Raw genomic sequence first — 22,784 nt, forward strand, 5'->3', positions numbered from 1 at the left:
CAAATCAACCCAAGACCAGAACTAACGGGGTCGTACCCTGAGGGCACGACCCCGGCTTTTGCTGTAGGTTTCCTTATTCCCCCGGCCGGTACCTGCGTTCCAGGTGCCGGGCCACGTCCTCGGGATAGAACAGCACCTCCTTGAACTCGCCGCGCGCATACATGGCCGCCTGGTCGTTGAAGTGCGGCGACTTCGGGTCGCCGCTCTGGCCGCCCGCGAGGATGCTTTTCGCCTTGATGCGGGGGCCGAATTCCACGGCCGCGACAAAGCTGTTGCCGCGCTCACCGTAAATCCTGCGGGTCGTGCTCTTGCTGCTCTGGCCATACGCCGCCAGCGCGCCCCAGTTCCCGGAAGCGTAAGGCACGGGCAAGCTGGGCTTGGCATCATCGAACGGCTGCACCACGTCGCCCGTCAGGCGCTGGAAGCGGTTGATCTCGCCCCATGGCGTTTGCCAGTGGCCAAAATCGCGCTGCAGCTTGTCGGCGGCCGTCGCCAGCGCGGCCAGGCGCTGCGCCGCCGTGACCTGGTCGGTGGCCATGAAGTCGACCACGGGCACGCCCTGCTCCCTCGCCTGCCTGCCCGCCAGCTCGGCCAGTTCCTGGCCCCAGAACACGGCCAATGACGTGGCCGTGGAGTCGAGCGCATAGCGCCAGTCCCAGGCCCGCAGCAGCGCGATTTTTTCCGCCAGCGCCGGCCTTTGCGCAGCGCCGGCCGGCAGCGCATCGTATGCGGCGAACAAGGGCGGCAGCAAAGTTTCAAAGGCCGTCAGTTCGCTGTCGTAGGAAGCGGCGATCAGGCTGTCGAGCGTAAAACCTGTTTTATTCTGGAACACCTTGACCGCATGCAGGCCGCGCGCGTTTTCGCCATACACGGACATGTAGGCGGGATAATCCTGCTGGCGCGGGCTGTTGCTGCCTGCCGCCGAATACGGCCAGTTATTCGTGTTCTGGATCCAGCCATTTTTCGGATTGAACAGGGTGATGGTTTGCGCCACCGTGTGCAATCCCTGCCACTCGGTGGCCGGGTCGCTGCCATCGACAGGCTGTTTCCAGTTGAAGCGCGGGTCGCGCACGGGGATGAAATTGCCGTGAAAATACGCGATATTGCCATCCGCATCCGCGTACACCGTGTTGTTCGACGAATTCGTGCGCAGCTCCATGGTCTTGTAGAAGGCCGCGTAATCGCGCGCCTTGGTGCGCGTGTACGACTGCGTGAGCGCCTTCAGCGGTTCATGCATCAGGCGCACGGCCACCCACTTTCCATCGTGCGCGCGCACGATGGGGCCATGATGGCTGTAGTAGGCGGTGATGGTTGTCGAGCCCATGCCGCCATCGGCCAGTTTATAGGGCAAGGTGACGGGCACGGCTTTCAAGGGCCGCAGCGCGCCGTCATAGCGGTAGAACCAGGCACCATCCTTGTCGACGATGCTTTCCAGGTATTCGTCGATGACGTCGCCGCCGCCCGAGGTATGCATCCAGCCCACGCGCTCATTGAAACCCTGGTAGACGAAGAACTGGCCCCAGGTGACGGCGCCATACGCGTTCAGGCCTTCGCCGCTGGTGACGTGCACTTCGGGGCGGAAGTAGAACGAGGTATGCGGGTTGATCATCAAGAGCGCATGGCCGTTTTTCGTGATGGCGGGCGCGATGGCGAAGCCGTTCGAACCGCTCGGTTCAGGATCCAGCCCGGACGCCAAGCCCGTCTCCAGGCTGGCCAGCGCCACCTTGGCAGGTTTTACCTGCTGGCCATAGAACGCTTCGAGCTGCGCCAGGTTGACCGATTCGATGTCGCCGCCGATGCTGCCCTCGCTGAAACTGAGGGCCATCCACGGCTCGAAGCGCGTGATCAGCCGGGGTTTCACCTGCGGGTGCGTGGCCAGGTAAAAATTCAGGCCATCGGCAAACGCCTCCATCAGCTTGCGCAGCCACGGCGGGCTGGCGCGGTACTGCGCCTGCAGCTCAAGCGGATCGATAAAAAGCTTCATGCGCAGGTCGCGGTACAGTTCCCGCTCGCCCTCCACTTCCGCCAGCCGCCCCATGGCGTTGATGTAATTGAGTTCCACGCGCGGGAAATCGTCTTCCGCCTGCGCGTACATCAGGCCGAAGACGGCATCCGCATCGCTCTTGCCCGTCACGTGGGGCACGCCCCAGGTATCGCGCGCGATGCTGACGTGGGCGGCCTGCGCCTGCCAGCGGGCCAGGTCGGCGGCGGCAACGGCGGGCGCCGCCAGCGCGGGAGCACTGGCAACGATGCCGCAGGCGATGGCGGCGAACAGGGTACGGCTGTGCAGCATGCACTACTCCAATCGTCAGGATGCGTCGATCAGCGTGGCGATACGCTGGTTGAGTTCCACATTTTCCGCCTGCAGCTGCGCCACCTTCTGTTTCAGGCTGGCGATCTCGCCACGCAGGCGCTCCGTTTCGGACGGCGCCTGCGCCGCGTTCTCGGCCCACGGCTCGTTGCCTGTTTCCGGCGTGTCCTGCGATACATGCACCTTCGGTTCGCGCGGCGTGCGCGTGGCGGCGCGCTGTTCGCGGATTTCCTTGGCCGCCTGGCGCAGCAGTTTCTTGCCGCCGGCGACGGCCGCCACCTGCTCTTCCGGCGGCAGCGATGCCACGGTGGCCGCCGCATTGATGGAAATCGTGCCCGAGCGAACGGCTTGCACCAGTTCCGGCGACGCCGCCTTCTGGATCTTCTCGATCTGGCTGATCTGGTTGCTGCTCAGGCGCGCCGCCTTGGCCACTTCTTCGCGCGTGCTCATGGGGGGCTTGGGGGCGTTTTCACCGTCCGGCGCGTCCTGGGCGCTGACGGGCGCGGGGCTGCGCGCGGCGACGATTTCTTTCTTGCGCAGGGCCAGCACGCCGCGCTGGAAGTCCGACACGCTGCGGCGCGCCAGGTGATTGTCGATCATCCACAGCATGACATCGTCGAGCGAGGTAAAGCTGGTGTTCTGGATGGTCTTGAAGTCGATGCCGTGCTGGCGGCAGATGGCGTAGCGGTTATGCCCGTCGATCAGCACGTCGTTCCACAGCACCAGCGCGTCGCGGCAGCCCTCGGCCAGCAGGCTGCGCTCGAGCGCCGCGTACTCGCTGGCGGTGAGCGGGTCGATGTACGCCTGCAGCACCTGATTGATAGTGATATTCATGGTTGTCCTCAATATTGCGGCGCGATGGTCCGCGCCGGCACGAATGCTACACCATCTGTCCGTGCCGGCCGGGTAAAATCACGGCGGCACCGATCATTCCCACACCGAGACCATGAAAAGAAAATATGCCACCGCAGCGATTTTTGCCGTCGCCGCCATCGGCTTCACCTGGGTCAGTCCCTATATCGCCATGTACCGCATCAGCATCGCGGCCAAGTCGGTGCGCCTGGAAAACCTGGCGCAGCATGCGGACCTGGCCGCCGTGCGCGCCAGCGTGGCGCGGCAACTGCAGGCGGCCGGCGAAGGAGCGGACGCGGACGACCTGAAAGAAATGCTCGACACCATCGTCTCGCCGCCCGGCATCACGGTGCTGATCCTGCACGGCAAGCAGGGAACGGACGGCCAGCGCCACGACTTCGGCATGGCGTACCGCTCGTGGAATGAAGTGGTGCTGCGGCGCAAGGGCGCCGGTCCCGCCGCCAGCCAGTTCCTGCTGCGCCGCCACGGCATCTGGGACTGGCAGTTGAAGGACATCAGCTTGCCGCCCGAACTGTTGAAATATTGATCTAGAACAACAGTTACTGAAACTTGGCTAAACCGCTATATTGATTTTGGGAAATATTATGTAGAATGCCAACACTTCAGGCGCACCGGGTCGCCAGACATCCGAGAGATCGCACGATGAAAAGAATGTTGCTTCTCGCTCTAGTGGCACTGGTCGCACTGGCCGGCGTCTTCTATGGCAGCCCGTATCTCACCATGAACCAGATCCGCACGGCCACCATGGAACAGGATACGGATGCGCTGGCCGCGCACATCGACGTGGCCCGGCTGCGCGGCAGCCTGGGACAGCAGCTGCAGACCCTGTTTTCGGCGCCGGAAGTGGCCGACGACATCAGTCCGGACGTCATCGCTCCCCTGCTCGACACCATGCTCATGCCGGAAGGCATCGTCGCCTTGATCAAGCTCAATGACCGTTATGAACGCCCGATCGCCAAGGTCAGCGACATCAGCGGCCGCCAGCGCAATACCAAGCCCGACTACACCCTGCGCTACACCTCCTGGGACAGCGTCGTCGTCCAGCGCGCCCACAGCAAGAGCCACATCGGCGAACTGACGCTGACGCGCGACGGCGTGTGGGGCTGGAAACTGACGTCGGTGGCGCTGCCCAGGAATCTGCTGGCCGACGCATGAAACGGCCGCGCACTGCTATCATCTGTCCACCCACATTCCTTCGGAGGCAGCATGACTGACCTGGTACACCACGCACTGGCCCATGCGGCCAAACCGGCCACCACACCCTGGGTCGTCACCCTCGTCAGCGGTGAAAAATTGACGGGCCCCATCACCGCGCTGGCCGACGGCTGCTATGCCATCGGCCTGGGGCAGATCAAGTATTTTTCCAGCGACAAGGTGGCCAGCCTGAACGTGTCGGGCGCGGGCGCGTTTCCCATCTGATGAAGGCACCGGCGCAAGCAGACGCGACGGACCTGGCAGCGCAGCTGCAGGCCCTGGAGGCGGCCCTGCAAAGCCAGGCGGTGCGCGCCGACGGCGCCAGGCTGGCGGCCCTGCTGGCCGACGAATTCATCGAATTCGGCAGCTCCGGCCACGTCTGGACGCGCGTGGCCACCCTGGCCGACTTGCCAGCAGAGCAATTCTGTCCCCGCAGCATCTACGATTTTCAGGCCCGGCTGCTGGCGAGCGATGTGGCATTCGTGACCTACCGCTCGCTGCGGCACGCCAGCGGCGCCCTGCCCCCCAGCGCCAGCCTGCGCAGCTCGCTGTGGAAATGGCGCGATGGCCGCTGGCAGCTTGCCTTCCACCAGGGCACGCCCATGCCCGGCTGAGTCGGCAAGCGGCGCCGCAGCGACCTACGCCACGCCGTATCGCGCGCGCGGCAAGGGAACTGGCCGCCTGTGTCGAAAAGTTGTTTTTTGGCACGCAAAATTTGATTGATTTACTCAAATTTTTGTGCAAAAATGATTTTAACAAATAAAACAAATAACGAAATTTATTATTGAAATCGGTTTTATTTGCACGATCCTCATACACCACGAATCCGTGTTCTGGATAGAGAAGCACTGCGTAGGGCATCCCGCGCTGCCAGGCAACAGCCCGCCAGCCCGTCCACGCAAGCCCCCTTTCTAATTTTCACCACGTATCTTGGGAGAGGCATCATGGATAAATTCACCGTTCGCACCCAGCTCACTCTGGCTTTCGGCCTGCTGGTCTTTTTCCTCATCGGCATTTCGATCCTGTCCGTGCGCAGTTTTTCCAACTTCAACACCAGTTTCGAGCAGTATGTCAACGGCATCATGGCCCGCGCCAATACGGCGCACCGCGTACGCGACGCCATCGACATGCGTGCCGTGGCGGCCAGGAACCTGGTGCTCGTCACCAAGCCGGAAGACCTGGAGATCGAGCGCAAGCACGTCCTGCAGGCGCACGCCGATGTCCTCAAGAACATGCAGCATCTGCTGCAGCTGGCGCAGGAGCCGGGCGTATCGGACGAGGCACGCGCCGCCATCAACAAGATCGACGGCATCGAAAAGCGCTATGCCCCCGTGGCGCTGGCCATCGTGGACCTGGCGCTGCAAAAGAAAACCGAACAGGCCATCACCAAGATGAACGAGGAGTGCCGCCCGCTGCTGGCCGCCCTCGTCGCCGCCAGCGATGACTATTTCGCGCTGACGGACCAGCGCTCCACCATCATCCTGCAGGAAGACAACGAGCGTTACATTCTCAGCAGGAATATCCTCATCGGCGCCAGCTTGCTGTCCATCGCGCTGGCAGGCCTGGCCGGCTGGCTCATCACACGCAGCTTGCTCAAGGCGCTGGGCGCCGAACCGAAGCAGCTGTGCGACGCCGTCAGCCTGCTGGCCGGCGGCGACCTGACCGGCAAAATCAGCGTTGCACAGCACGATACGGCCAGCGTGCTGTCGGCGCTGCAGCGCATGCAGGCGTCGCTGACCACGGTCGTGTCCTCTGTGCGCCAGGATTCCGACACGGTCTCCCTTGCCGCCGAGGAAATTTCCACGGGCAATAACGACCTGTCCCTGCGCACGGAACAGCAAGCCAGCTCCCTGGAGGAGACGGCTTCCTCGATGGAAGAACTCACCAGCACCGTGCGCAAGAATGCGGAAAATGCCCGCGAAGCCAATGTGCTGGCCACGACGGCATCGGACGTCGCCAGCAAGGGCGGCGCCGTGGTGGGGCAAGTGATGGGCACCATGGAGCTGATCAGCGAATCGTCGCGCAAGATCGTCGACATCATCAGCGTCATCGACGGCATCGCCTTCCAGACCAACATCCTGGCTCTGAATGCGGCCGTGGAAGCGGCACGCGCGGGTGAACAGGGCCGCGGCTTCGCCGTGGTGGCGACCGAGGTGCGCGGCCTGGCCCAGCGCAGCGCCAGCGCGGCCAAGGAAATCAAGACGCTGATCGACGACTCCGTGAGCCGCGTCGACGCGGGCTCCAGGCTGGCGGCACAGGCGGGAACGACGATGTCCGAGGTCGTGGCCAGCGTTGCCCGCGTCAGCAACATCATCGCTGACATCACCATGGCCAGCGAGGAACAGTCGGCCGGCATCGAGCAGATCAACCAGGCGGTGACGCAGATGGATGGCGTCACGCAACAAAACGCGTCGCTGGTGGAAGAAGCGGCGGCCGCCGCGGAATCGCTGCGCGACCAGGCCAACCACTTGGTGCAGACCGTCAGCATCTTCAAGACGCACGACAGCCATGCGGCCGCACCGGCACCAGCGCGGGCCAGCGCCAAGCCGCTGCGCCTGGTACCGGCACCGGCCGGCAGCCCCGCCAAGCGCCAGGCCGCGACGGTGAAACACCGCGCGATGCATGCGGAAGCCGTAACGGCCGGCGATTGGGAAGAGTTTTAAGCAGACCAAGGCATGCGCCACGCATGCCCCGCATACCCCCGCCTACCCGCACAGGAGGAGAGCCGCAGTCGGCCTCCCCTGTCGCGTCGTAACAACACGCCCCCCGCCTAAAAAATCCGCGCCAACTGCCGCAGCGCTGGCACCCGGATGCCGGGACTACACCAAAATGGCGCACGCTTTTTTGCGCCGCCCCAGGAAAACCCACCGTCCTGCCCCGCCACTTTTGCGCCCGCGCAAGCCCGCCGGCACCCCACTATGCGCCCGCCCGATATTGACGACAAATACGATTTTCGTCGTGTATTGAGTCGAAACGGATATGAATCGCCAGGCCCGGGAAATGGCAAGAATACTAAAAATTTCCGTGCTAGCATGATTTTTCGTCTAGCGGATTAGCCCCTGCCTGGACCTTTCGAACAACCTGACCGATGGGAGCCGTTTCATGATGACACCGCATGCCAGCACCGTACGCCATACCCTGATCGCCCTGGCCATCACCGCCGCCTTTCCCTTGCAGGCCATGGCGCAGGCACAGGAGGGCGCCCCCGCGGCGGCCGCCGATGCGCCTGCCGCCCCCGTCCCGCAAGCCGGGCCTGGCCAGCTGGAAACGGTGATCGTCACGGCGCAGCGGCGCGCGGAAAACATCAAGGACGTGCCCATGTCGATCGCCACCCTGAAGGGCGACAAGCTCGACACCCTGACGGCCGGCGGCGCCGACATCCGCTTCCTCAACAGCCGCTCGCCCAGCGTCTCCGTCGAATCGGACTATGGCCGCACCTTTCCACGCTTTTACATTCGCGGCCTGGGCAATACCGACTTCGACTTGAACGCCTCGCAGCCCGTCGGCCTGGTGATGGATGACGTGGTGCAGGAAAACCCCATGCTCAAGGGCTTTCCTGTCTTCGACGTGGACCAGGTGGAAGTGCTGCGCGGCCCGCAGGGCACCCTGTTCGGCCGCAACTCGCCGGCTGGCGTGATCAAGTTCGATTCGGCCAAGCCCGTCTTCAGGACGGAAGGCTACCTGAGCGGCGGCTTCGGCAAGGATGGCGTGAAGAATCTGGAGGGCGCCTTCAACGTGCCCGTCAGCGACACCGTGGCCCTGCGCTTCTCGGGCCAGACGCAGCGCCGCGACGACCGCGTGCACAATCCGCGTCCCACCGGCACGCGCGACTTCGAAGGCTATGAAGACAGCGCCGCGCGCCTGCAGGTGCTGGTCAAGCCCACGCGCGACTTCACGGCCCTGTTCAACATGCACGCGCGCAACCTCGACGGCACAGCCACCCTCTTTCGCGCCAACATCCTGAAACAGGGCACGAATGACCTGGTCGACAATTTCGACTATGGCTCCTACCCCACGGACGGCGTCAACCGCCAGCACCTGAAGACCAAGGGCGGCAGCATGCGCCTGAAGTGGGACCTCGATGGCGTGACCCTGCACGCGATCACCGGTTATGAAAAACTCGATTTCTACAGCCGCGCCGATGTCGACGGCGGGTATGGCGCCGTGTACGCGCCGCCGATGGGTCCCGGCTATATTCCGTTCGTGGTGGAAACGGCCGACGTCATTCCCGAGCACAAGCAGATTTCGCAGGAATTCCGCGCCGAGTCCAGCGCCAGGGGCCCGCTGCAATGGATCGCCGGCCTGTTCTACTTCAAGGAAGACATCCGCATCGACAGCATCAGCTTTGACAGCCTGGCGCCGGGCAATCCGCAAAATCCGTCCTACGCCACGCAAAATCAGAGCGCGAAGTCGTACGCGGCCTTCGGCTCGCTGAACTACACCGTATCGGACGCCCTGAAGCTGCGCGCCGGCCTGCGCTACACGACGGACAAGAAGGATTTCTCGGCCAGGCGCGTGGAAGCGACCACGGCCGGCCCGTTCAATCTGAACGACACCTCGCACAACGTCAGCTGGGACTTGAGCGGCACTTACGTGCTGACGCCGCACACCAACGCCTATGCGCGCATCGCCACCGGCTACCGCGCGCCGTCGATGCAGGGCCGCCTGAACGGCCTGGCCGACCGTCCTTCGTTTGCCGGCGCCGAAAAAGTGCTGTCCATCGAAGCGGGCATCAAGCAGGACCTGTTCGACAAGCGCGCCCGCCTCAGCCTGGCCGTGTTCCAGTACCGCGTGAAAGACAAGCAACTGACGGCCGGCAGCGGCGTCATCAACATGAACCAGCTGCTCAACGCCGACAAGGCCACGGGCCAGGGCGTGGAGCTCGATTTCCAGGCCAACCTCAGCGACTCGCTCAGCATGACCCTGGGCGGCAGTTACAACCACACGGAAATCCAGGACAAAAGCCTGTTCGTGCAGACGTGCGGCAATGCGCAGAACACGCCCTCCAGCGGCTGCACCGTCACCGACCCCGTGGGCCCGTTCGCCGGCACGGCCTACATCAACGGCAACCCGCTGCCGCGCGCGCCACAATGGCAAGCCAACGTCACCCTGAAATACAGCATCCCCGTCGCCAACGGCGAATTCTTCGCCTACACCGACTGGGCCTACCGCACCAGCTACAACTTCTTCCTCTACGAAGCGAAGGAATACAAGGCCAAGGAATTGCTGGAAGGCGGCCTGCGCGCCGGCTACAAATGGGACCGCTACGAAATCGCCGCCTACGGCCGCAACATCACCAACCAGATCCAGTCCCTGGGCGCGATCGAGTTCAACAACCTGACAGGCATCGTCAACGAACCGCGCACATACGGGGTGCAGTTCAAGGCGACGTTCTGATGGCTTTCGCTCGTAACGCACCTGGCTGCACATGCCAGAGCGATCCGGCATCAAGCGGGCAGCTTTGTTGCAAGCCGGGCAAGCGTCCACGCCACAGGGATCAAGCCAGCATCGCCATGGCCAAAGCAGGCACAAGATGGCGTAATGAGCATCACCTGTGCTAGAATCTCGCCGCGCTGCCCGGATGGTGAAACTGGTAGACACTGGAGACTTAAAATCTCCCGCCTGTAAGGGCGTGCCGGTTCGATTCCGGCTCCGGGCACCAGCGCGCAGAATTCAGAAACATCAAAAAAGCCATTAAACCCAATATAATCAACGGGTTAGTGGCTTTTTTTACGTCCCGAGATTTCTATTAATCCATATTAAACCCGACAAAAACCAGTAGCGATTACGCCAAATTTACGCCATGATTACGCCTCAACGAGAGGGATGCATGGCTTCATTCAGGAAACGGGTTGGCGGTTGGCGGGCAGAGATCGCCATCCACGGCACACGGGAATCTAAAACATTCAGCACCAAGGCCGAGGCTGCGGCCTGGGCGTCGGCACGAGAAACCGAAATCCGGCGCGGCGCCGACAGCGGCATCGTCATCGGGAAAAGCTGCGGCGATGCATTCGACAGGTATCTGGAAGAAGTCTCGATCCACAAACGTGGCGAGCGATGGGAGCGGCTGCGCCTCAATGCCATCGGCGAAGTGCTCATTGGAGGCCAGGCAATTAAAGATAGCAAACTGGCCCGCGTGACGCCTGAACTGCTCGGCGCCTGGCGCGATCAGCGCATGACCGGGGAAAGCAAGGTCAGTGGCGCCACCGTGAATCGCGAGCTGAACTTGCTTTCCCACGTCTTAACGACCGCGCGCAAGGAATGGAAGTGGCTTGCGGACAGTCCGACCAGCGACGTGCGCCGCCCCAAGCCTGCCGCCGCACGCGAACGCATTCCAACCGATGATGAAGTCGAGCACCTGTGCAACGCACTTGGCTTTGCCGACGAGCCGGTGACGACCAAGAGCCAGGCCGTGGCGGTCGCCTACCTCTTCGCCATCGAGACGGCGATGCGGGCACAGGGATTTGCGTATGCTACAGGTGTACTACAACAAGAGCGCTGAGGATTTGGCGGCCAAGCTCGGATAGGCACTGCAGTGATCAAGCAACAAAAAACCTCCCGACGGCGGTTTTTTTTGCTTGGCGAAAGCGGTGCAATACGAATAACCATTGCCAGTAAGGCCTTACGAGACAAATCAAATCACTGTACCTACAAAAGTACCTACGTGAGTTATACATACAGAAAGTTGGGGAAATCATCATGCTGCGTGACTTCGATCAGTACGTAGGTCGCACTATTAGCATGCCCCATCAGAATACTACACACTTCTACACATTTTTATTTTTTGTGTATAATTACACACATCAACATTCGGGGTTGCAGATGAACTCAAGTAAATTGATCCGAATGCTGGAAGAGGATGGATGGAAAGAAGTACGAGTCAAAGGGAGCCACCATCACTTCAAACACCCTGAAAAGCCAGGTCTGGTAACGGTACCTCACCCGAAAAAAGACCTGCCAATCGGAACGTGGAACAGCATATTGAAGGACGCAGGATTGAAGTAAGTAAGCCCCCAGCATCCGGCAAGATGCAGGGGACTCTCAACTAAAGCACTCCGAATGTGCACTCATAAATTGTTGGTAGTCACTCGTTTTGACCGGATGGGAAGCGCGGAGCCGGTCAACAAATAGGGAGGAGAGAATGGATATCCCAGTTGTAATTTTTAAAGATGAAGGTAGCGTGTACGGGGTGAATGTACCGGACATTAAAGGCGTCCACTCATGGGGCGATACGGTAGAGGAAGCGCTTAGAAACGTAAGGGAGGCAATCACCAGCCACATCGAGACTCTTCTAGAGTTGGGTGAGCCAGTTGAGATCACTAAAAGCAAGATCGAAGCCTTGCAGGAGAATCCTGAGTATTCTGGCGGAATTTGGGCATTGGTCGAACTCGACCTTGAAAAGCTTGATAGCAAGCCCGAACGTATCAACATCAGCCTGCCACGCTTTGTTCTTAGCAAAATTGATCGATACGCAGCCTCCCGCCATGAGACCCGTAGTGGCCTGCTGTCACGCGCTGCGCTGCAGCTTATCGATGCAGAGTCAAAGTCTCTTGAGGCTGCTTGATTCCAGGACGCACTTCAAGGCCCGCTATAGCGGGCCTATTTTTTTTGTGTGCCCAGCAAAGACTTGGGGGAGTCTAGGCACGCTCCAATCGGCGAAAGTCAGGCCAGCCGAGAACTGTCCATAGCGAAACTTCGAATATATTTACGTGCAGCCGAGGAAGCAGAACCTGCCGCCCGCATCAAAAACCGCTCAAAGTGCGTCAAAATGCGTCAAATCGCATGCCCCCTTTTTGCCCCGCCGCGCCAGTCCTCATGCGCCTTCGGCCATGGCGCAAATTTGAGTCAAAAGACCTCTATATAGCGGGCAGATGTGGAGGGGGCACAACTGCGCGCGCCGGGCCGAAACGGGCCTTTTTCTTGCCTTCTATACAATATCATTCGTCGGGACGTGAAAAAGCCGCCTCATGGGCGGCTTGTGCGGTGGCTAGGGCGATCCGGCGCGGCTGGGCTGTCGCGGCCCTGCCCTGCCGGCTACACGGGGCCGATGGCTGAAAGTGCATCAGCTCGACTGATGGCCAACGAGAAAACCCGCAAGCACGGCATCGCCTTCGAGGCGGATTTTAATAACCATGAAACGGTGGACATTTCCATCAAGCTGGACCTGACCGAGCGAGTGGCCGTCAAGACCGGCGAGGCGGGTCGGCTCGATATCAGGCACCTAGCCGAGATACAGCACACGCCGGCCTACACTGACGATTTCTGGAAGCTGTACGACGGCGAGACGCTGCTGGCCGAACGGCGCACGCCCGAGGCCAAGGCATGAGCGACGACCTGCGCGCGCTGGAAGCCTGGGCCGGCGCGCTGCTGGCCAAGCTGCAGCCGGCCCAGCGCCGCGCCATCAATCACAAGGTGGCCATCGACCTTCGCCGCAGCCAGGCGCAGCGCATCAAGGCGCAGCAGGGGCCGGATGGCGCGGCCTACCCGGCGCGCAAGCGGCGCAAGGAACTCAAGGGCAAGAATGGACGCATCAAGCGGCAAAAGGCGGCGATGTTCGCCAAGATTCGCACCGCAAGGTTTTTAAAGTTGATGGCAACAGGAACCCAGATCGAGGTCGGTTTTTTTGGTCGTGTGGCTCGTATGGCCCGAGTTCATCACTTTGGTGAAGAGGAACACTTGCCTAAAGGTGGACAAACATATAAATACCCGGAGCGCCCACTTTTGGGCATCAGCACCGCTAACCATGAGCTTATCCGACAGTCATTACTGCAACATCTAGCCAATAGTTAAAATACATAATACCGACTAAAGACTGACATTAGTTATCAAATAGGTTAGAGTGTCTCTGCATCACGCTCACTTAATCAACGCACATATGAAAATAACTACTATGAACGAATCTCTTCTTGACATTGAAGTTCTGGCATTACGTTGTAGATCGGAACAGTCCAGAACTTATATTTCCGAAGCTATTTTGTGTTACCGAGCAGGAGCATACAGAGCGACCATAGTAAGTGTATGGATTGCAGTAATTTTTGACTTGGTAGATAAAATTCGCGAGCTTTCGCTTGCTGGAGAAGCAAAGGCCATTCCGATATGGACTCGATATGAAAAATACATCCAGCAGATCAATGATGGGAATACACAAGGAATACAGGCAGCTCTAGAATTTGAGCGTGAACTAATCCATATTTGCAAGAATGATCTTCAATTTTTTGACCAACAACAAATGGTTGATCTTCAGCGACTTCGAGAAGACCGTCATCGTTGTGCACATCCATCATTCCAGCAAATTGGGGAGCCCTACCGACCATCCGCAGAACAAGCGCGCCTACACCTAACAAATGCCGTTTCTCATGTTTTAGCACAACCTCCTGTACAAGGAAAAGCCCAGCTAGCGCGATTATTAGCTTTAATTAGTTCTAATTATTTCCCTCAGGATCATGCTCAAGCGGTAACACAATTGCGAGCATCTGCCCTGGAACGGGCGAGTGATGCTCTAGTTACTGGGTTCGTAGATATGGCAATATTTCAATATTTTGACGATAAAAGCCCTTTATATTGGAAGCCTCAAGCCCGTTATGCCCTAAACGCCGTTATCGAGATCCATCGTCCTCAAGCCGAGGCAAGAGTGGGGAAACAACTAAATCGAGTCCTCAAAGACGCTACCGATTCGGAACTGGCTAGTGCGGCAGCTCTTGTTACCGGAATTCATTCGTATTGGGGGATGCTCCTTCAACCAGGTCGCGACAAGCTTAAGCAATTCATTCAAAACTCTCCTAATGCGGTCGTTCTCCCGGGTCTACCAACATTATTGATGACACCCGAACTAGCTCCATTAGTAGTTGAAAAAGTCGAAACATTCAATATAGACGATCTATCCGCCGCAATTAATTCTTTTGGCTTAAAAGGTACGGCAAAAGAAAGAACATTGCAATTAATATCAAAAGTTCGCAGCTATGATTCAGCGAATGATGCGTTAAATCGTTTATTACTTCCGATTTTCAATGAGTTCACAAAGAATGATTTTATACGACTAATACGATTACCAACGACCCACGGCGCAGACTTAATCGGAGCCAATGCCTATACGGTGGTACTTAAACGTATACAGCAGACATCTCTATTTGATACAGAAGAGTTTAATATTTTATTGGAAGAAAATAATTCAACATGGATAATTAGGCAGTAATTCCAGATGCTTTATTATTCCACCATACGCCGCAATCCAATCCTATAAAATATTCCCACTTCAAAAAATTATAGAGCGAAGTAATTATATTGAATTAACGAAAAATACATTCATAAATTAAAATGTTTTAACCCTGCGCACCGAGGTGCAAAATAGTCACTAACCGTCTTATCAACCCGCCCCCGCGTGCATCCGCACGCGGACTTCGGCAACATGCATTGCATGAACGCCGACCTCTCCGACCTCCTCCGCTTGCTGCAAAACCTGATCCGTCTGGGTACCATTGCCGAGGTCAAAGGTGCCAAGGCGCGCGTGCGGCTCGAGCCAACACTCACCACGGAATGGCTGAACTGGGCCACGCTACGCGCCGGCAGCACCCGCACCTGGTGGTCCAAGTCGCCGAAGTCATCGATTACCAGATCGAGGCGATCGTGTTTATCTGCGTCGGGCCGGAGGTGCCAATTCTGCTGGCCGCCGCGCGCGCCAACGCCGTGCCCATCAACAAGGCGGGAGTGAAGTGTTGGCGCATGGTGAACTCAAGGTGACGACAGACAAGGAAAGCGGGTTTCAGCGTTGACAGCGCCTGGCCATCGATCAATCAGATAGTCGCTTCAGCGTGCTTGAACCCGGCGCCAGCAAGGGCGATGAAGCGCCACGAGGCGGCGCGTAAAATTCAGCATGTGGCTATTCCATTCGGAAGTGAGCCAGCGGCGCGATCGTGCGCGCCAGTTCCGGCAAGGGAGACAGACAAGAAGGCAATAGGGTGCGGGCACGCTGCGGCGAACAGCGCCTGTAGAGTGCCAGGAGCAGGAAAGCCGCGGCCCAGCGGTTGCCGGTGCCGCTTTGATGGCGTCCACATATCCACGGAATCACCCGCGTCAAAGCATCAACAGCGGAAGGGGTCTGGCTCACCTGCGGCGATCGGCCGCAGCTAACCTCCCCGATGCCAGGCGCATGCGGCGCATCGCTCGTGGCTCCGCGATCACGTCCGCACAGCCGCCTCAGCGACGGGCGGAGGCGCTGAACGTTGGCACCATCCTGGACCACCGCAATGAACAAACTTGCCCGCCCGCCGCCCGCAAGCACATCGCATCGCTTGCTTCGCCACCACTCCCTACTGATATAATACTTGCAATCAAGTACTATCATGACCTCTGCGCCTCAAGGCTCCCGCAACCGTCTGTGTATCGCACGCCCAGCCCATGAGCGCCCTTTTCGACCACCAGATCATCAAACAGCTGCACAGCGGTACCCGCTCACGGGTTTACCGCGCCACGGCTGCCGATGGCGCCGCGCTGGTCGTCAAGATACCCAACCAGCAGTTCCCCTCGTTCCAGCAACTGGCGCAGTTCAAGCGCGAATATGCGATCGCGCGCCGCTGCCGCCATCCTGGCGTGGCGCATCCGCTGGCGCTGCAGCTGCATGCCGGGTGCTGGACGATGATCCTCGAAGATACGGGCTGTCTTGCGCTGGACCAGGTGCTGCGCACGCGGCTGGCGGCGCGCCGGTCGCCGTCCGAGCCCGCCATGGCGCTGGAGGATTTTTTCGACATCGCGCTGCAACTGTGCGCGGCGCTGGAGGAAGTCCATCGGCAAGGCGTGATCCACAAGGATATCAATCCATCGAATCTGGTGTGGAACGGCGAGCGGCGCCTGCTGCAGCTGATCGATTTCGGCATCGCCAGCGAACTGCCCGCCGAAAGCCATGGCATCGCCAATCCGCGCCAACTGGAAGGCACGCTGCGCTACATGGCGCCGGAGCAGACGGGACGCATGAACCGGCGCATCGATTACCGCGCCGATTTGTATGCGCTCGGCGCCACCTTTTACGAATTGCTGACTGGCCAGGCGCCATTCGAGACGAACGACGAGATGGAACTCGTGCATTGCCACATCGCCCGCAGTCCGGACTGGTCGCACCCGGCGCTGGCGGCGCTGCCTGGCCAGCTGCTGGCGATCATCCAGCGGCTGCTGGAGAAAAATGCCGATCAACGCTATCAGAGCTTGCCGGGGCTGCACGGCGACCTCGCCGCATGCCGCATGGCGAAGCCGGCGCCGGCGCGCAAACTGTCCGGGCACAATGGCCGCTTCCTTTTGCCACAAACGCTGCACGGACGCGAGGACGCCATCGCCGCGCTGCTGGCGGCGTTTGAACGCAGCGCGGCAGGCAGGTGCGAGATGCTGCTGGTGGCCGGCCATTCCGGCATCGGCAAGTCGGCGGTCGTCAACGAAGTGCAAAAACCGATCATCGCCCGGCGCGGCTGTTTCTTGGCGGGCAAATTTGACCAGCTCCAGCGCGACGTCCCGTATGCGCCGCTGATCCAGGCCTTCCAGGAACTGGTGCGCCAACTGCTCGGCCAACCCGAGAAAACGCTGCGGCAGTGGGCCGGCAAACTGCATGCGGCCCTGGGCAGCGGCCTGGGCGTGATTGTCGAACTGATACCCCAGTTGTCACTGATCGTCGGCCCCACCGAAGCGATTCCCGCCTCGGCGCCGGAACAGGCCCAGTTACGCCTGGACCGGGTGTTCTCGCGCTTCGTCGAAGTATTCGCCGCTGACGGGCATCCGCTGGTCCTGTTCCTCGACGACCTGCAATGGGCCGATGTGGCCACGCTGCGCATGATCGAGCTGCTGATGGTCTCCTGCGACCATTGCCACATGCTGTTCATCGGCGCGTACCGCGACAACGAAGTCGGCGCCGCGCATCCACTCAGCGCGCTGCGCGACAAGCTACTGGCGCGCGGCGTGCGACTGTCGACGCTCACACTGGGTGCATTGAGCGAGCCGCAGGTGGCGCAGATGGTGTCGGCCACCGTGCGCGTGGCCGTTCCGGACTGCGCGACGCTGACGCGCGCGTGCTACCGCAAAACGGCCGGCAATCCATTTTTCCTCCACCAGTTCCTCGATTCGCTCAATGATCACGGCCATCTGCGCTACCGGGCTGCCGACGATAGCTGGGAATGGGATCTGCCAGCGATAGAGCAAGCGACGTATACGGACAACGTGATCGACGTACTGCTGGAGAAAATCGGGCACCTGCCGGCGGCGACGCGGCATCTGCTGCAACTGGCCGCCTCATGCGGCAACCGCTTCACGCTCGATACGCTGGCGCTGGCCGTGGCGCGCACGCCCTGGCACACGCAGCAAGACCTGTGGCCGGCACTCACTGCGGGCCTGATCCAGCCGCTCGACACGCGCTATAAATACATCGATGGCGATACGCATGCCGGCGATAGTGGCATCAGTTACCGCTTCCTGCACGACCGGGTGCAACAGGCAGCCTATGGCGTCGCCGATGCGGGCGTGCGCGCGACCAACCACCTGTGCATCGGCCGCTTGCTGCTGCGCCGTACGCCACAGGAGCGGCAGGATGAAAAGCTGTTTGAACTCGTGGAACAGCTCAATGCCGGCCGCGCGCTGATCGACGATGCGGCCGAGCGGGTGCAGCTGGCGGCGCTGAATTTGCGCGCCGGCGAAAAGGCACGGCGCTGCGCCGCGTTCCAGGCCACCCTGGAGCACATGCGAACGGGCCTCGATCTGCTGCCTGCTGAAGCCTGGCGGTTGCACGCCGACCTGTGGCTCGACCTGCAGCTGGGCGCCGCCGAAGCGGCCTACCTGTGCGGCCAGTTCGATGCCGCCGAAGCGGTCTATCCCTTGGTGCGCGCACGCGCCCTGAGTCCGTTGCTGCAGGTCCGCTGCATCGCCATCCAGGCGCACCAGTACCAGTTACAGGGCCGCCTGCTCGACGCCATCGCCGTGCAGCGCGACGGCCTGGCGCAGCTGGGCATCGACATTCCGCACGATGTGCCGCACATGAAGGCGCGCTTCGAAGAGATTTTGGCGGACATCGCGCGGCACGACATCGCACGTGCGCCCGATTCCTTGCTGGCGGCCGAGGACATGCGCGATCCGGGCGCGGTGGCCGCGATGCAGATGATGCAGGGACTGTGGATGGCCAGCTACTACGCCGGCCAGCAGGATTTGAGCGCGCTGATGGTGGTGTCGATGACGCGCCTGTCCATGCAGCGGGGGACCAGCGATTTCAGCGCAGTCGCGTACATCGGCTACGCCATGATGCTTGCGCTGTACCACGACGAGGTCGCGCGCGGCTACGAATTTGGCGCGATGGCGATGGCGCTGGCCAGGCGCCGCGCCAATCTGCAGACGCGTACCCTCACCGCCCTGATGTTCGGCGCGCTGAGCAACCACTGGACACGCCCGCTGCGCAGCTCCGATGCCCTGTACGAAGAGGCATTTGGCTGGGCGCTGGAGATCGCCGACTTCGTGCAGGTCGGCGTGGTGGCCGCCGTGCGCGCCACCGAGCGGATCATCCTCGGCGACTACCTGCCACGCCTGCTGCACGACATCGGGCACGACCTGACGCTGATGCGCGCCAATGGCCAGCAGGCGATGGCCGATTGTTGTGTCGCGGCCGCAATCCAGCCGATCAAATGTCTGATGGGCCAAGTCCCCCACCACGACAGCTACGATGATGCGGTATTCAGCGAGGCGCGCTTCCTCGACCAATATGGCGATTCGCAGCTGTATCGCGCCTACTTCTTGCAAGGCAAGATCCGCAATGCCTACCTGTTCGACACCGCCGACGCCGAAACGCTGGCCAGCCAGCTGGGCACCGTCACCGCCATCATGCGCGGCCAGGCCAAGGTCGTCGAGTCCAGCTTCTATGCCGCGCTGATTTGGCTGCGCGCGCTGCGGCGCGTGCCAGCGCGCCCTGATGCCGACGATGTGCTGGAGGTGATCGACACGCTGCAGGCGAGTCTTGCCGTATGGGCCAGGCAGGGATCGGACAACAGCGGCGCCAAACATCTGCTGGTGCAGGCCGAGATGGCACGTTACCGGGAAAATCTGCAGCTGGCCATGCGCTGCTACCAGCAGGCCAACGATGCCGCCGGCCTGGCAGGCTATGTCAACATGCAAGCGCTGGGCAATGAGCTGTGCGGCGAATGCTGGCACGACCAGGGACAGCCGCGCGTGGCCAGCGTCTTCCTCCAGGACGCCATCGCGCATTACGGCCAGTGGGGCGCCGAAGGCAAGGTGGCGCAACTGCGGGCGCGCCACGCCGCGCTGCTGGCCAGGGTCGAAGGGCGCGCCACCCAGCCGCACGCCGGCTCCCAGGCGCACGGCAGCGCTGCGCTCGACCTGGTGTCGCTGCTGAAGGCGGCGCAGATCCTGTCGAACGAAGTCGGCCTGCGCAAGGTGCTGACACGATTGATTGCCATCGTGTGCGAAAACGCTGGCGCGCAGATCGCACACCTGCTGCTGCTGTCCGATGGCGCCTACCAGCTGGAGGCCAGCACCGACGGCGATGCCGTCACCGTGCTGCAATCGCGCCCGCTCGACCTGCATGCTGCCAGCGACCCGCAGTTCCCGCTGTCGCTACTGCGTTATGCCATCCGCACCGGCACCGAAGTGATCGAAGACAGCATCACGGACCTCTCGCGCTTTGCCGACGACCCGTACGTGCAGTTGCAGCGGCCGCGTGCCGTCATGTGCCTGCCGATCCGCCACGGCGGCCGGATCGACGGCATCCTGTACTTCGAGAATCGGCTGGCCGAAGCCTCGTTCACGCAGGAGCGCGTGGCCTTCCTGCGCATGCTCGGCGCGCAGGCGATGATTTCAATTTCCAGCGCCAGGCTGCATGACAGCCTCGAACGGCGCGTTGCCGAGCGCACGGAACAGCTGGAAGACGCCAACCGCAAGCTGGCCACCCTGTCCATCACCGACAGCCTGACCGGCCTGGCGAACCGGCGCCATTTCGACGACGTGCTGCGCACCGAATGTGCGCGCGCCACGCGCGTCGGCCAGCCGCTTGCCGTCATCATGCTCGATGTCGACTACTTCAAGCTGTTCAACGACCGCTATGGCCACCAGGCCGGCGACGCATGCCTGATCCGTGTCGCCCATGCGCTGGCGTCTGGCATGCGGCGCGCCGGCGACCTGACGGCACGTTATGGCGGCGAAGAGTTTTCCATCGTGCTGCCGAACACCGGCGCAGACGAGGCACGGCAGATCGGCGAAGCGCTGCGGCGCGCCATCGAAGAGCTGCACATCGCCCACGCGAGTGCGCACGCGCAGCAAGTGACGATCAGCGTTGGCATCGCGGTCCAGCAGGCACCGGGCGCCGCCGATCCGGACGCCCTGTTGCGCGTGGCCGATGCGGCGCTGTATCTGGCCAAGGATGCGGGGCGCAATGGCGTGGTGCTCAAAGAGCTGGGGCGCGCCTGACTGGCAGTGGCAGGCCCCAGTGATCACGGCGCCTGCGCACGATTTCCAGCGACTAATCGCTGCCGTGGCTATTCTCGCGCGCCTGCTGCCGCGCCTCGCCGTTCGATGCCAGCCCATTGAAAAACAAATTGAGCAGCACGGCAACGATGGCGGCCAGCAGGATGCCGCTGTGCAGCAGCGGCGACAGCTCCTTCGGCATGTGCTGCGCGTACTGTTCCGCCACCAGCGGCAACATGCCAAAGCCGATCGACAGCGCCACGATAAACAGGTTATTGCGATTGCTCTTGTAGTCGACGCTGGCCAGGATGCGGATGCCGGTGGCGGCCACCATGCCGAACATGACCAGCCCTGCCCCACCCAGCACGAAGGCCGGCACGGCCTCGGCCGTCTGCGCAATCTTCGGGATCACGCCCATGACCAGCAGGATGATGCCGGCCGCGACGCAGACCCAGCGGCTGCGCACGCCCGTCACGCCCACCAGGCCCACGTTTTGCGAGAATGAGGTGTAGGGAAAGGTGTTGAAGATGCCGCCGATCAAGGTGCCCAGGCCATCGACGCGCAGGCCGCGGCTGATGTCGGCCTGGGTGATGCGCTTGTCCGTCATCTCGCCCAGCGCCAGGAACATGCCCAGCGACTCGATCATGACGACGATCATCACCAGGCTCATGGTCACAATGGCGACCAGGTCGAAGGTCGGCATGCCGAACTGGAATGGCGTGACGACAGCAAACATCTTGGCGCTGGCCACCTTGGCGAAATCGGCCTTGCCCAGCGCAAACGCCAGGGACGTGCCGGCGATGATGCCGATCAGCACGGCGATATTCGACAGGAATCCCCGGCCATATTTCGCCACCAGCAAGATCACGGCCAGCACGAAGAAGGCGATGCCCATGTTGTCCAGCGCGCCATAGCCGGGGTTGGCGATCATCGGCACGGGCCCGACCGGCGCGGGCAAGCCGGCCGCCGTGGCAGCCGCGGCCATCTTGATGAACGCCGGGTCGGCGATCCGGGCCATGGCCGGCGGCCCGCCCATGGCCCAGTTCACGCCGACGCGCATCAGCGACACGCCGATGACGGCGATGATGCTGCCCGTGACCACGGGTGGAAACAGCGCCAGCAGCCGGCTGATGAAGGGCGCGATCAGCATGGAGACGACACCGGCGCCGATCACGGCACCAAAGATGCCCGTGATGCCCAGGGCAGGATTGTTGGCCATGGCCAGCATGGGACTGACGGCGGCAAACGTCACGCCCATCATCACGGGCAGGCGGATGCCGAAATACTTGCCTAGTCCCAGGGACTGGATCAGTGTCACCAGCCCGCAGCAGAACAGGTCGGCGCTGATCAGCGCCGCCACCTGCTCGGGCGGCAGCTTGAGGGCGCGGCCCACGATCAGCGGCACGGCGATGGCACCCGCATACATCACGAGTACGTGCTGCAAGCCCAAGGTGAACAGTTTTCCGGCGGGCAGCATTTCATCGACAGGCGATGGCGTTGAAGCCGAGTCGTCGGCTGTGCCGCGGTGGATGGATTTCAGACGGGGAGAGGCCATTTACGCTCCATTTCCAGGGTTTCCGCACCCCGGATGGGGACGGTGGCATGGGAAAAGCAAGACAGAAACGGGACGACAGGAACACAACGACGGCGACGACGGATGCATGCGAAGCTCCTTGGAATGGGGAAATGCCCAAGACTAGCCATGCACGCATCGTGCCAGCTAGATTGTATACATAAATTGTGCCGAAAGCCGCTTTCAAGCTGACAACAGGGCCATGCATGCACTGTTTTCTCGCATGCCGCCGCGCGCATGCACCAGAAGGCGGCAGGGCGCGGTGTGGATGGCTGGGGATGGAGGATCGAAGATGGAAGAATGGAGGTTGGAGGTTAGAGGTTGGAGGTTGGAGGTTGGAAGATTGGGGATTGGAAGATTGGGGGTGGTTGAGGGTTGAGGGTTGAGGGTTGAGGGTTG

Annotated in this window: 17 protein-coding genes and 1 tRNA gene; 15 read left to right on the top strand and 3 right to left on the bottom strand. The window is 61.3% G+C overall.

The features are described from left to right. Window positions 1-73 precede the first annotated feature (73 nt). On the bottom strand, window positions 74-2,293 hold the full coding sequence (locus tag BM193_RS21600) for an acylase (protein WP_092799941.1): 2,220 nt from the start codon (window positions 2,291-2,293) through the stop codon (window positions 74-76). 15 nt (window positions 2,294-2,308) lie between these two features. Continuing rightward, window positions 2,309-3,145 carry a hypothetical protein gene (locus tag BM193_RS21605; RefSeq protein ID WP_092799939.1) on the bottom strand — a complete coding sequence of 279 codons (837 nt, stop codon included), beginning with the start codon at window positions 3,143-3,145 and terminating at the stop codon, window positions 2,309-2,311. A gap of 112 nt (window positions 3,146-3,257) precedes the next feature. On the opposite strand from BM193_RS21605, the gene BM193_RS21610 reads away from it, so the two are divergent. The 15 genes from BM193_RS21610 (at window position 3,258) to BM193_RS21675 (ending at window position 20,815) form a co-directional block, all read left to right on the top strand. Continuing rightward, the gene (locus BM193_RS21610) at window positions 3,258-3,710 is read left to right on the top strand and encodes a DUF2939 domain-containing protein (protein ID WP_092799937.1); all 453 of its coding nucleotides are present in this window, start codon (window positions 3,258-3,260) and stop codon (window positions 3,708-3,710) included. A gap of 125 nt (window positions 3,711-3,835) precedes the next feature. After that, complete coding sequence (locus BM193_RS21615; RefSeq protein WP_175533380.1) at window positions 3,836-4,339, top strand: DUF2939 domain-containing protein; 504 nt, start codon at window positions 3,836-3,838, stop codon at window positions 4,337-4,339. A 51-nt stretch (window positions 4,340-4,390) separates the two neighbouring features. Further along, window positions 4,391-4,603 (top strand): hypothetical protein, encoded by a 213-nt coding sequence (locus tag BM193_RS21620; RefSeq protein ID WP_092709745.1) that lies wholly within the window; start codon window positions 4,391-4,393, stop codon window positions 4,601-4,603. After that, window positions 4,603-4,992 carry a nuclear transport factor 2 family protein gene (locus BM193_RS21625; RefSeq protein ID WP_092799933.1) on the top strand — a complete coding sequence of 130 codons (390 nt, stop codon included), beginning with the start codon at window positions 4,603-4,605 and terminating at the stop codon, window positions 4,990-4,992. Before BM193_RS21620 ends, BM193_RS21625 begins: the two co-directional genes overlap by 1 nt. 330 nt (window positions 4,993-5,322) lie before the next feature. Then, a complete protein-coding gene (locus tag BM193_RS21630; RefSeq protein WP_092799931.1) occupies window positions 5,323-7,041 on the top strand; it encodes a methyl-accepting chemotaxis protein in 1,719 nt (572 codons plus the stop codon). 442 nt (window positions 7,042-7,483) lie between these two features. Further along, window positions 7,484-9,775, top strand: a complete 2,292-nt coding sequence (locus tag BM193_RS21635) for a TonB-dependent receptor (RefSeq protein WP_092800472.1) — start codon at window positions 7,484-7,486, stop codon at window positions 9,773-9,775. 178 nt (window positions 9,776-9,953) lie between these two features. Further along, window positions 9,954-10,040: transfer RNA gene (locus BM193_RS21640), tRNA-Leu, on the top strand. A gap of 168 nt (window positions 10,041-10,208) precedes the next feature. Continuing rightward, entirely contained in the window at window positions 10,209-10,880 is a 672-nt protein-coding gene (locus BM193_RS21645) for a site-specific integrase (RefSeq protein ID WP_092799929.1), read from the top strand. 320 nt (window positions 10,881-11,200) lie between these two features. Beyond that, window positions 11,201-11,383 (top strand): type II toxin-antitoxin system HicA family toxin, encoded by a 183-nt coding sequence (locus BM193_RS21650; protein WP_092800469.1) that lies wholly within the window; start codon window positions 11,201-11,203, stop codon window positions 11,381-11,383. A gap of 136 nt (window positions 11,384-11,519) precedes the next feature. After that, window positions 11,520-11,942: a type II toxin-antitoxin system HicB family antitoxin gene (locus tag BM193_RS21655; protein WP_092799927.1), complete on the top strand. Its 423-nt coding sequence runs from the start codon at window positions 11,520-11,522 to the stop codon at window positions 11,940-11,942. A 510-nt stretch (window positions 11,943-12,452) separates the two neighbouring features. Beyond that, window positions 12,453-12,704 carry a phage tail protein gene (locus BM193_RS21660; protein ID WP_254786359.1) on the top strand — a complete coding sequence of 84 codons (252 nt, stop codon included), beginning with the start codon at window positions 12,453-12,455 and terminating at the stop codon, window positions 12,702-12,704. Further along, window positions 12,701-13,168, top strand: a complete 468-nt coding sequence (locus tag BM193_RS21665; protein WP_092799923.1) for a phage virion morphogenesis protein — start codon at window positions 12,701-12,703, stop codon at window positions 13,166-13,168. The genes BM193_RS21660 and BM193_RS21665 overlap by 4 nt, the downstream gene beginning before the upstream one ends. A 100-nt stretch (window positions 13,169-13,268) precedes the next feature. Beyond that, on the top strand, window positions 13,269-14,570 hold the full coding sequence (locus tag BM193_RS28535) for a hypothetical protein (RefSeq protein ID WP_139176240.1): 1,302 nt from the start codon (window positions 13,269-13,271) through the stop codon (window positions 14,568-14,570). 341 nt (window positions 14,571-14,911) lie between these two features. Continuing rightward, window positions 14,912-15,115, top strand: a complete 204-nt coding sequence (locus BM193_RS29175) for a hypothetical protein (RefSeq protein ID WP_254786360.1) — start codon at window positions 14,912-14,914, stop codon at window positions 15,113-15,115. 657 nt (window positions 15,116-15,772) lie between these two features. Then, window positions 15,773-20,815, top strand: coding sequence for a diguanylate cyclase domain-containing protein (locus BM193_RS21675; RefSeq protein ID WP_092799921.1), 5,043 nt, complete (start codon window positions 15,773-15,775; stop codon window positions 20,813-20,815). A 52-nt stretch (window positions 20,816-20,867) separates the two neighbouring features. Here the strand turns inward: BM193_RS21675 and BM193_RS21680 are convergent, their stop codons facing one another. Beyond that, window positions 20,868-22,367, bottom strand: coding sequence for a nucleobase:cation symporter-2 family protein (locus tag BM193_RS21680; protein ID WP_217638501.1), 1,500 nt, complete (start codon window positions 22,365-22,367; stop codon window positions 20,868-20,870). Between the last annotated feature and the right edge of the window lie 417 nt (window positions 22,368-22,784).

Origin of the sequence: Janthinobacterium sp. 344, from assembly GCF_900112025.1 — a bacterium.
Taxonomy (GTDB): domain Bacteria; phylum Pseudomonadota; class Gammaproteobacteria; order Burkholderiales; family Burkholderiaceae_D; genus Janthinobacterium.

Excerpts from the sequence above, each read along its gene's own strand:
- BM193_RS21650 (WP_092800469.1), top strand. The coding sequence starts at position 11,201 with ATGAACTCAAGTAAATTGATCCGAATGCTGGAAGAGGATGGATGGAAA.
- BM193_RS21600 (WP_092799941.1), bottom strand. The coding sequence starts at position 2,293 with ATGCTGCACAGCCGTACCCTGTTCGCCGCCATCGCCTGCGGCATCGTT.
- BM193_RS21660 (WP_254786359.1), top strand. The coding sequence starts at position 12,453 with ATGGCCAACGAGAAAACCCGCAAGCACGGCATCGCCTTCGAGGCGGAT.
- BM193_RS21665 (WP_092799923.1), top strand. The coding sequence starts at position 12,701 with ATGAGCGACGACCTGCGCGCGCTGGAAGCCTGGGCCGGCGCGCTGCTG.
- BM193_RS21620 (WP_092709745.1), top strand. The coding sequence starts at position 4,391 with ATGACTGACCTGGTACACCACGCACTGGCCCATGCGGCCAAACCGGCC.
- BM193_RS21605 (WP_092799939.1), bottom strand. The coding sequence starts at position 3,145 with ATGAATATCACTATCAATCAGGTGCTGCAGGCGTACATCGACCCGCTC.
- BM193_RS28535 (WP_139176240.1), top strand. The coding sequence starts at position 13,269 with ATGAACGAATCTCTTCTTGACATTGAAGTTCTGGCATTACGTTGTAGA.
- BM193_RS21680 (WP_217638501.1), bottom strand. The coding sequence starts at position 22,367 with ATGGCCTCTCCCCGTCTGAAATCCATCCACCGCGGCACAGCCGACGAC.
- BM193_RS21635 (WP_092800472.1), top strand. The coding sequence starts at position 7,484 with ATGACACCGCATGCCAGCACCGTACGCCATACCCTGATCGCCCTGGCC.
- BM193_RS21675 (WP_092799921.1), top strand. The coding sequence starts at position 15,773 with ATGAGCGCCCTTTTCGACCACCAGATCATCAAACAGCTGCACAGCGGT.
- BM193_RS21615 (WP_175533380.1), top strand. The coding sequence starts at position 3,836 with ATGTTGCTTCTCGCTCTAGTGGCACTGGTCGCACTGGCCGGCGTCTTC.
- BM193_RS29175 (WP_254786360.1), top strand. The coding sequence starts at position 14,912 with ATGGCTGAACTGGGCCACGCTACGCGCCGGCAGCACCCGCACCTGGTG.
- BM193_RS21645 (WP_092799929.1), top strand. The coding sequence starts at position 10,209 with ATGGCTTCATTCAGGAAACGGGTTGGCGGTTGGCGGGCAGAGATCGCC.
- BM193_RS21625 (WP_092799933.1), top strand. The coding sequence starts at position 4,603 with ATGAAGGCACCGGCGCAAGCAGACGCGACGGACCTGGCAGCGCAGCTG.
- BM193_RS21655 (WP_092799927.1), top strand. The coding sequence starts at position 11,520 with ATGGATATCCCAGTTGTAATTTTTAAAGATGAAGGTAGCGTGTACGGG.
- BM193_RS21630 (WP_092799931.1), top strand. The coding sequence starts at position 5,323 with ATGGATAAATTCACCGTTCGCACCCAGCTCACTCTGGCTTTCGGCCTG.
- BM193_RS21610 (WP_092799937.1), top strand. The coding sequence starts at position 3,258 with ATGAAAAGAAAATATGCCACCGCAGCGATTTTTGCCGTCGCCGCCATC.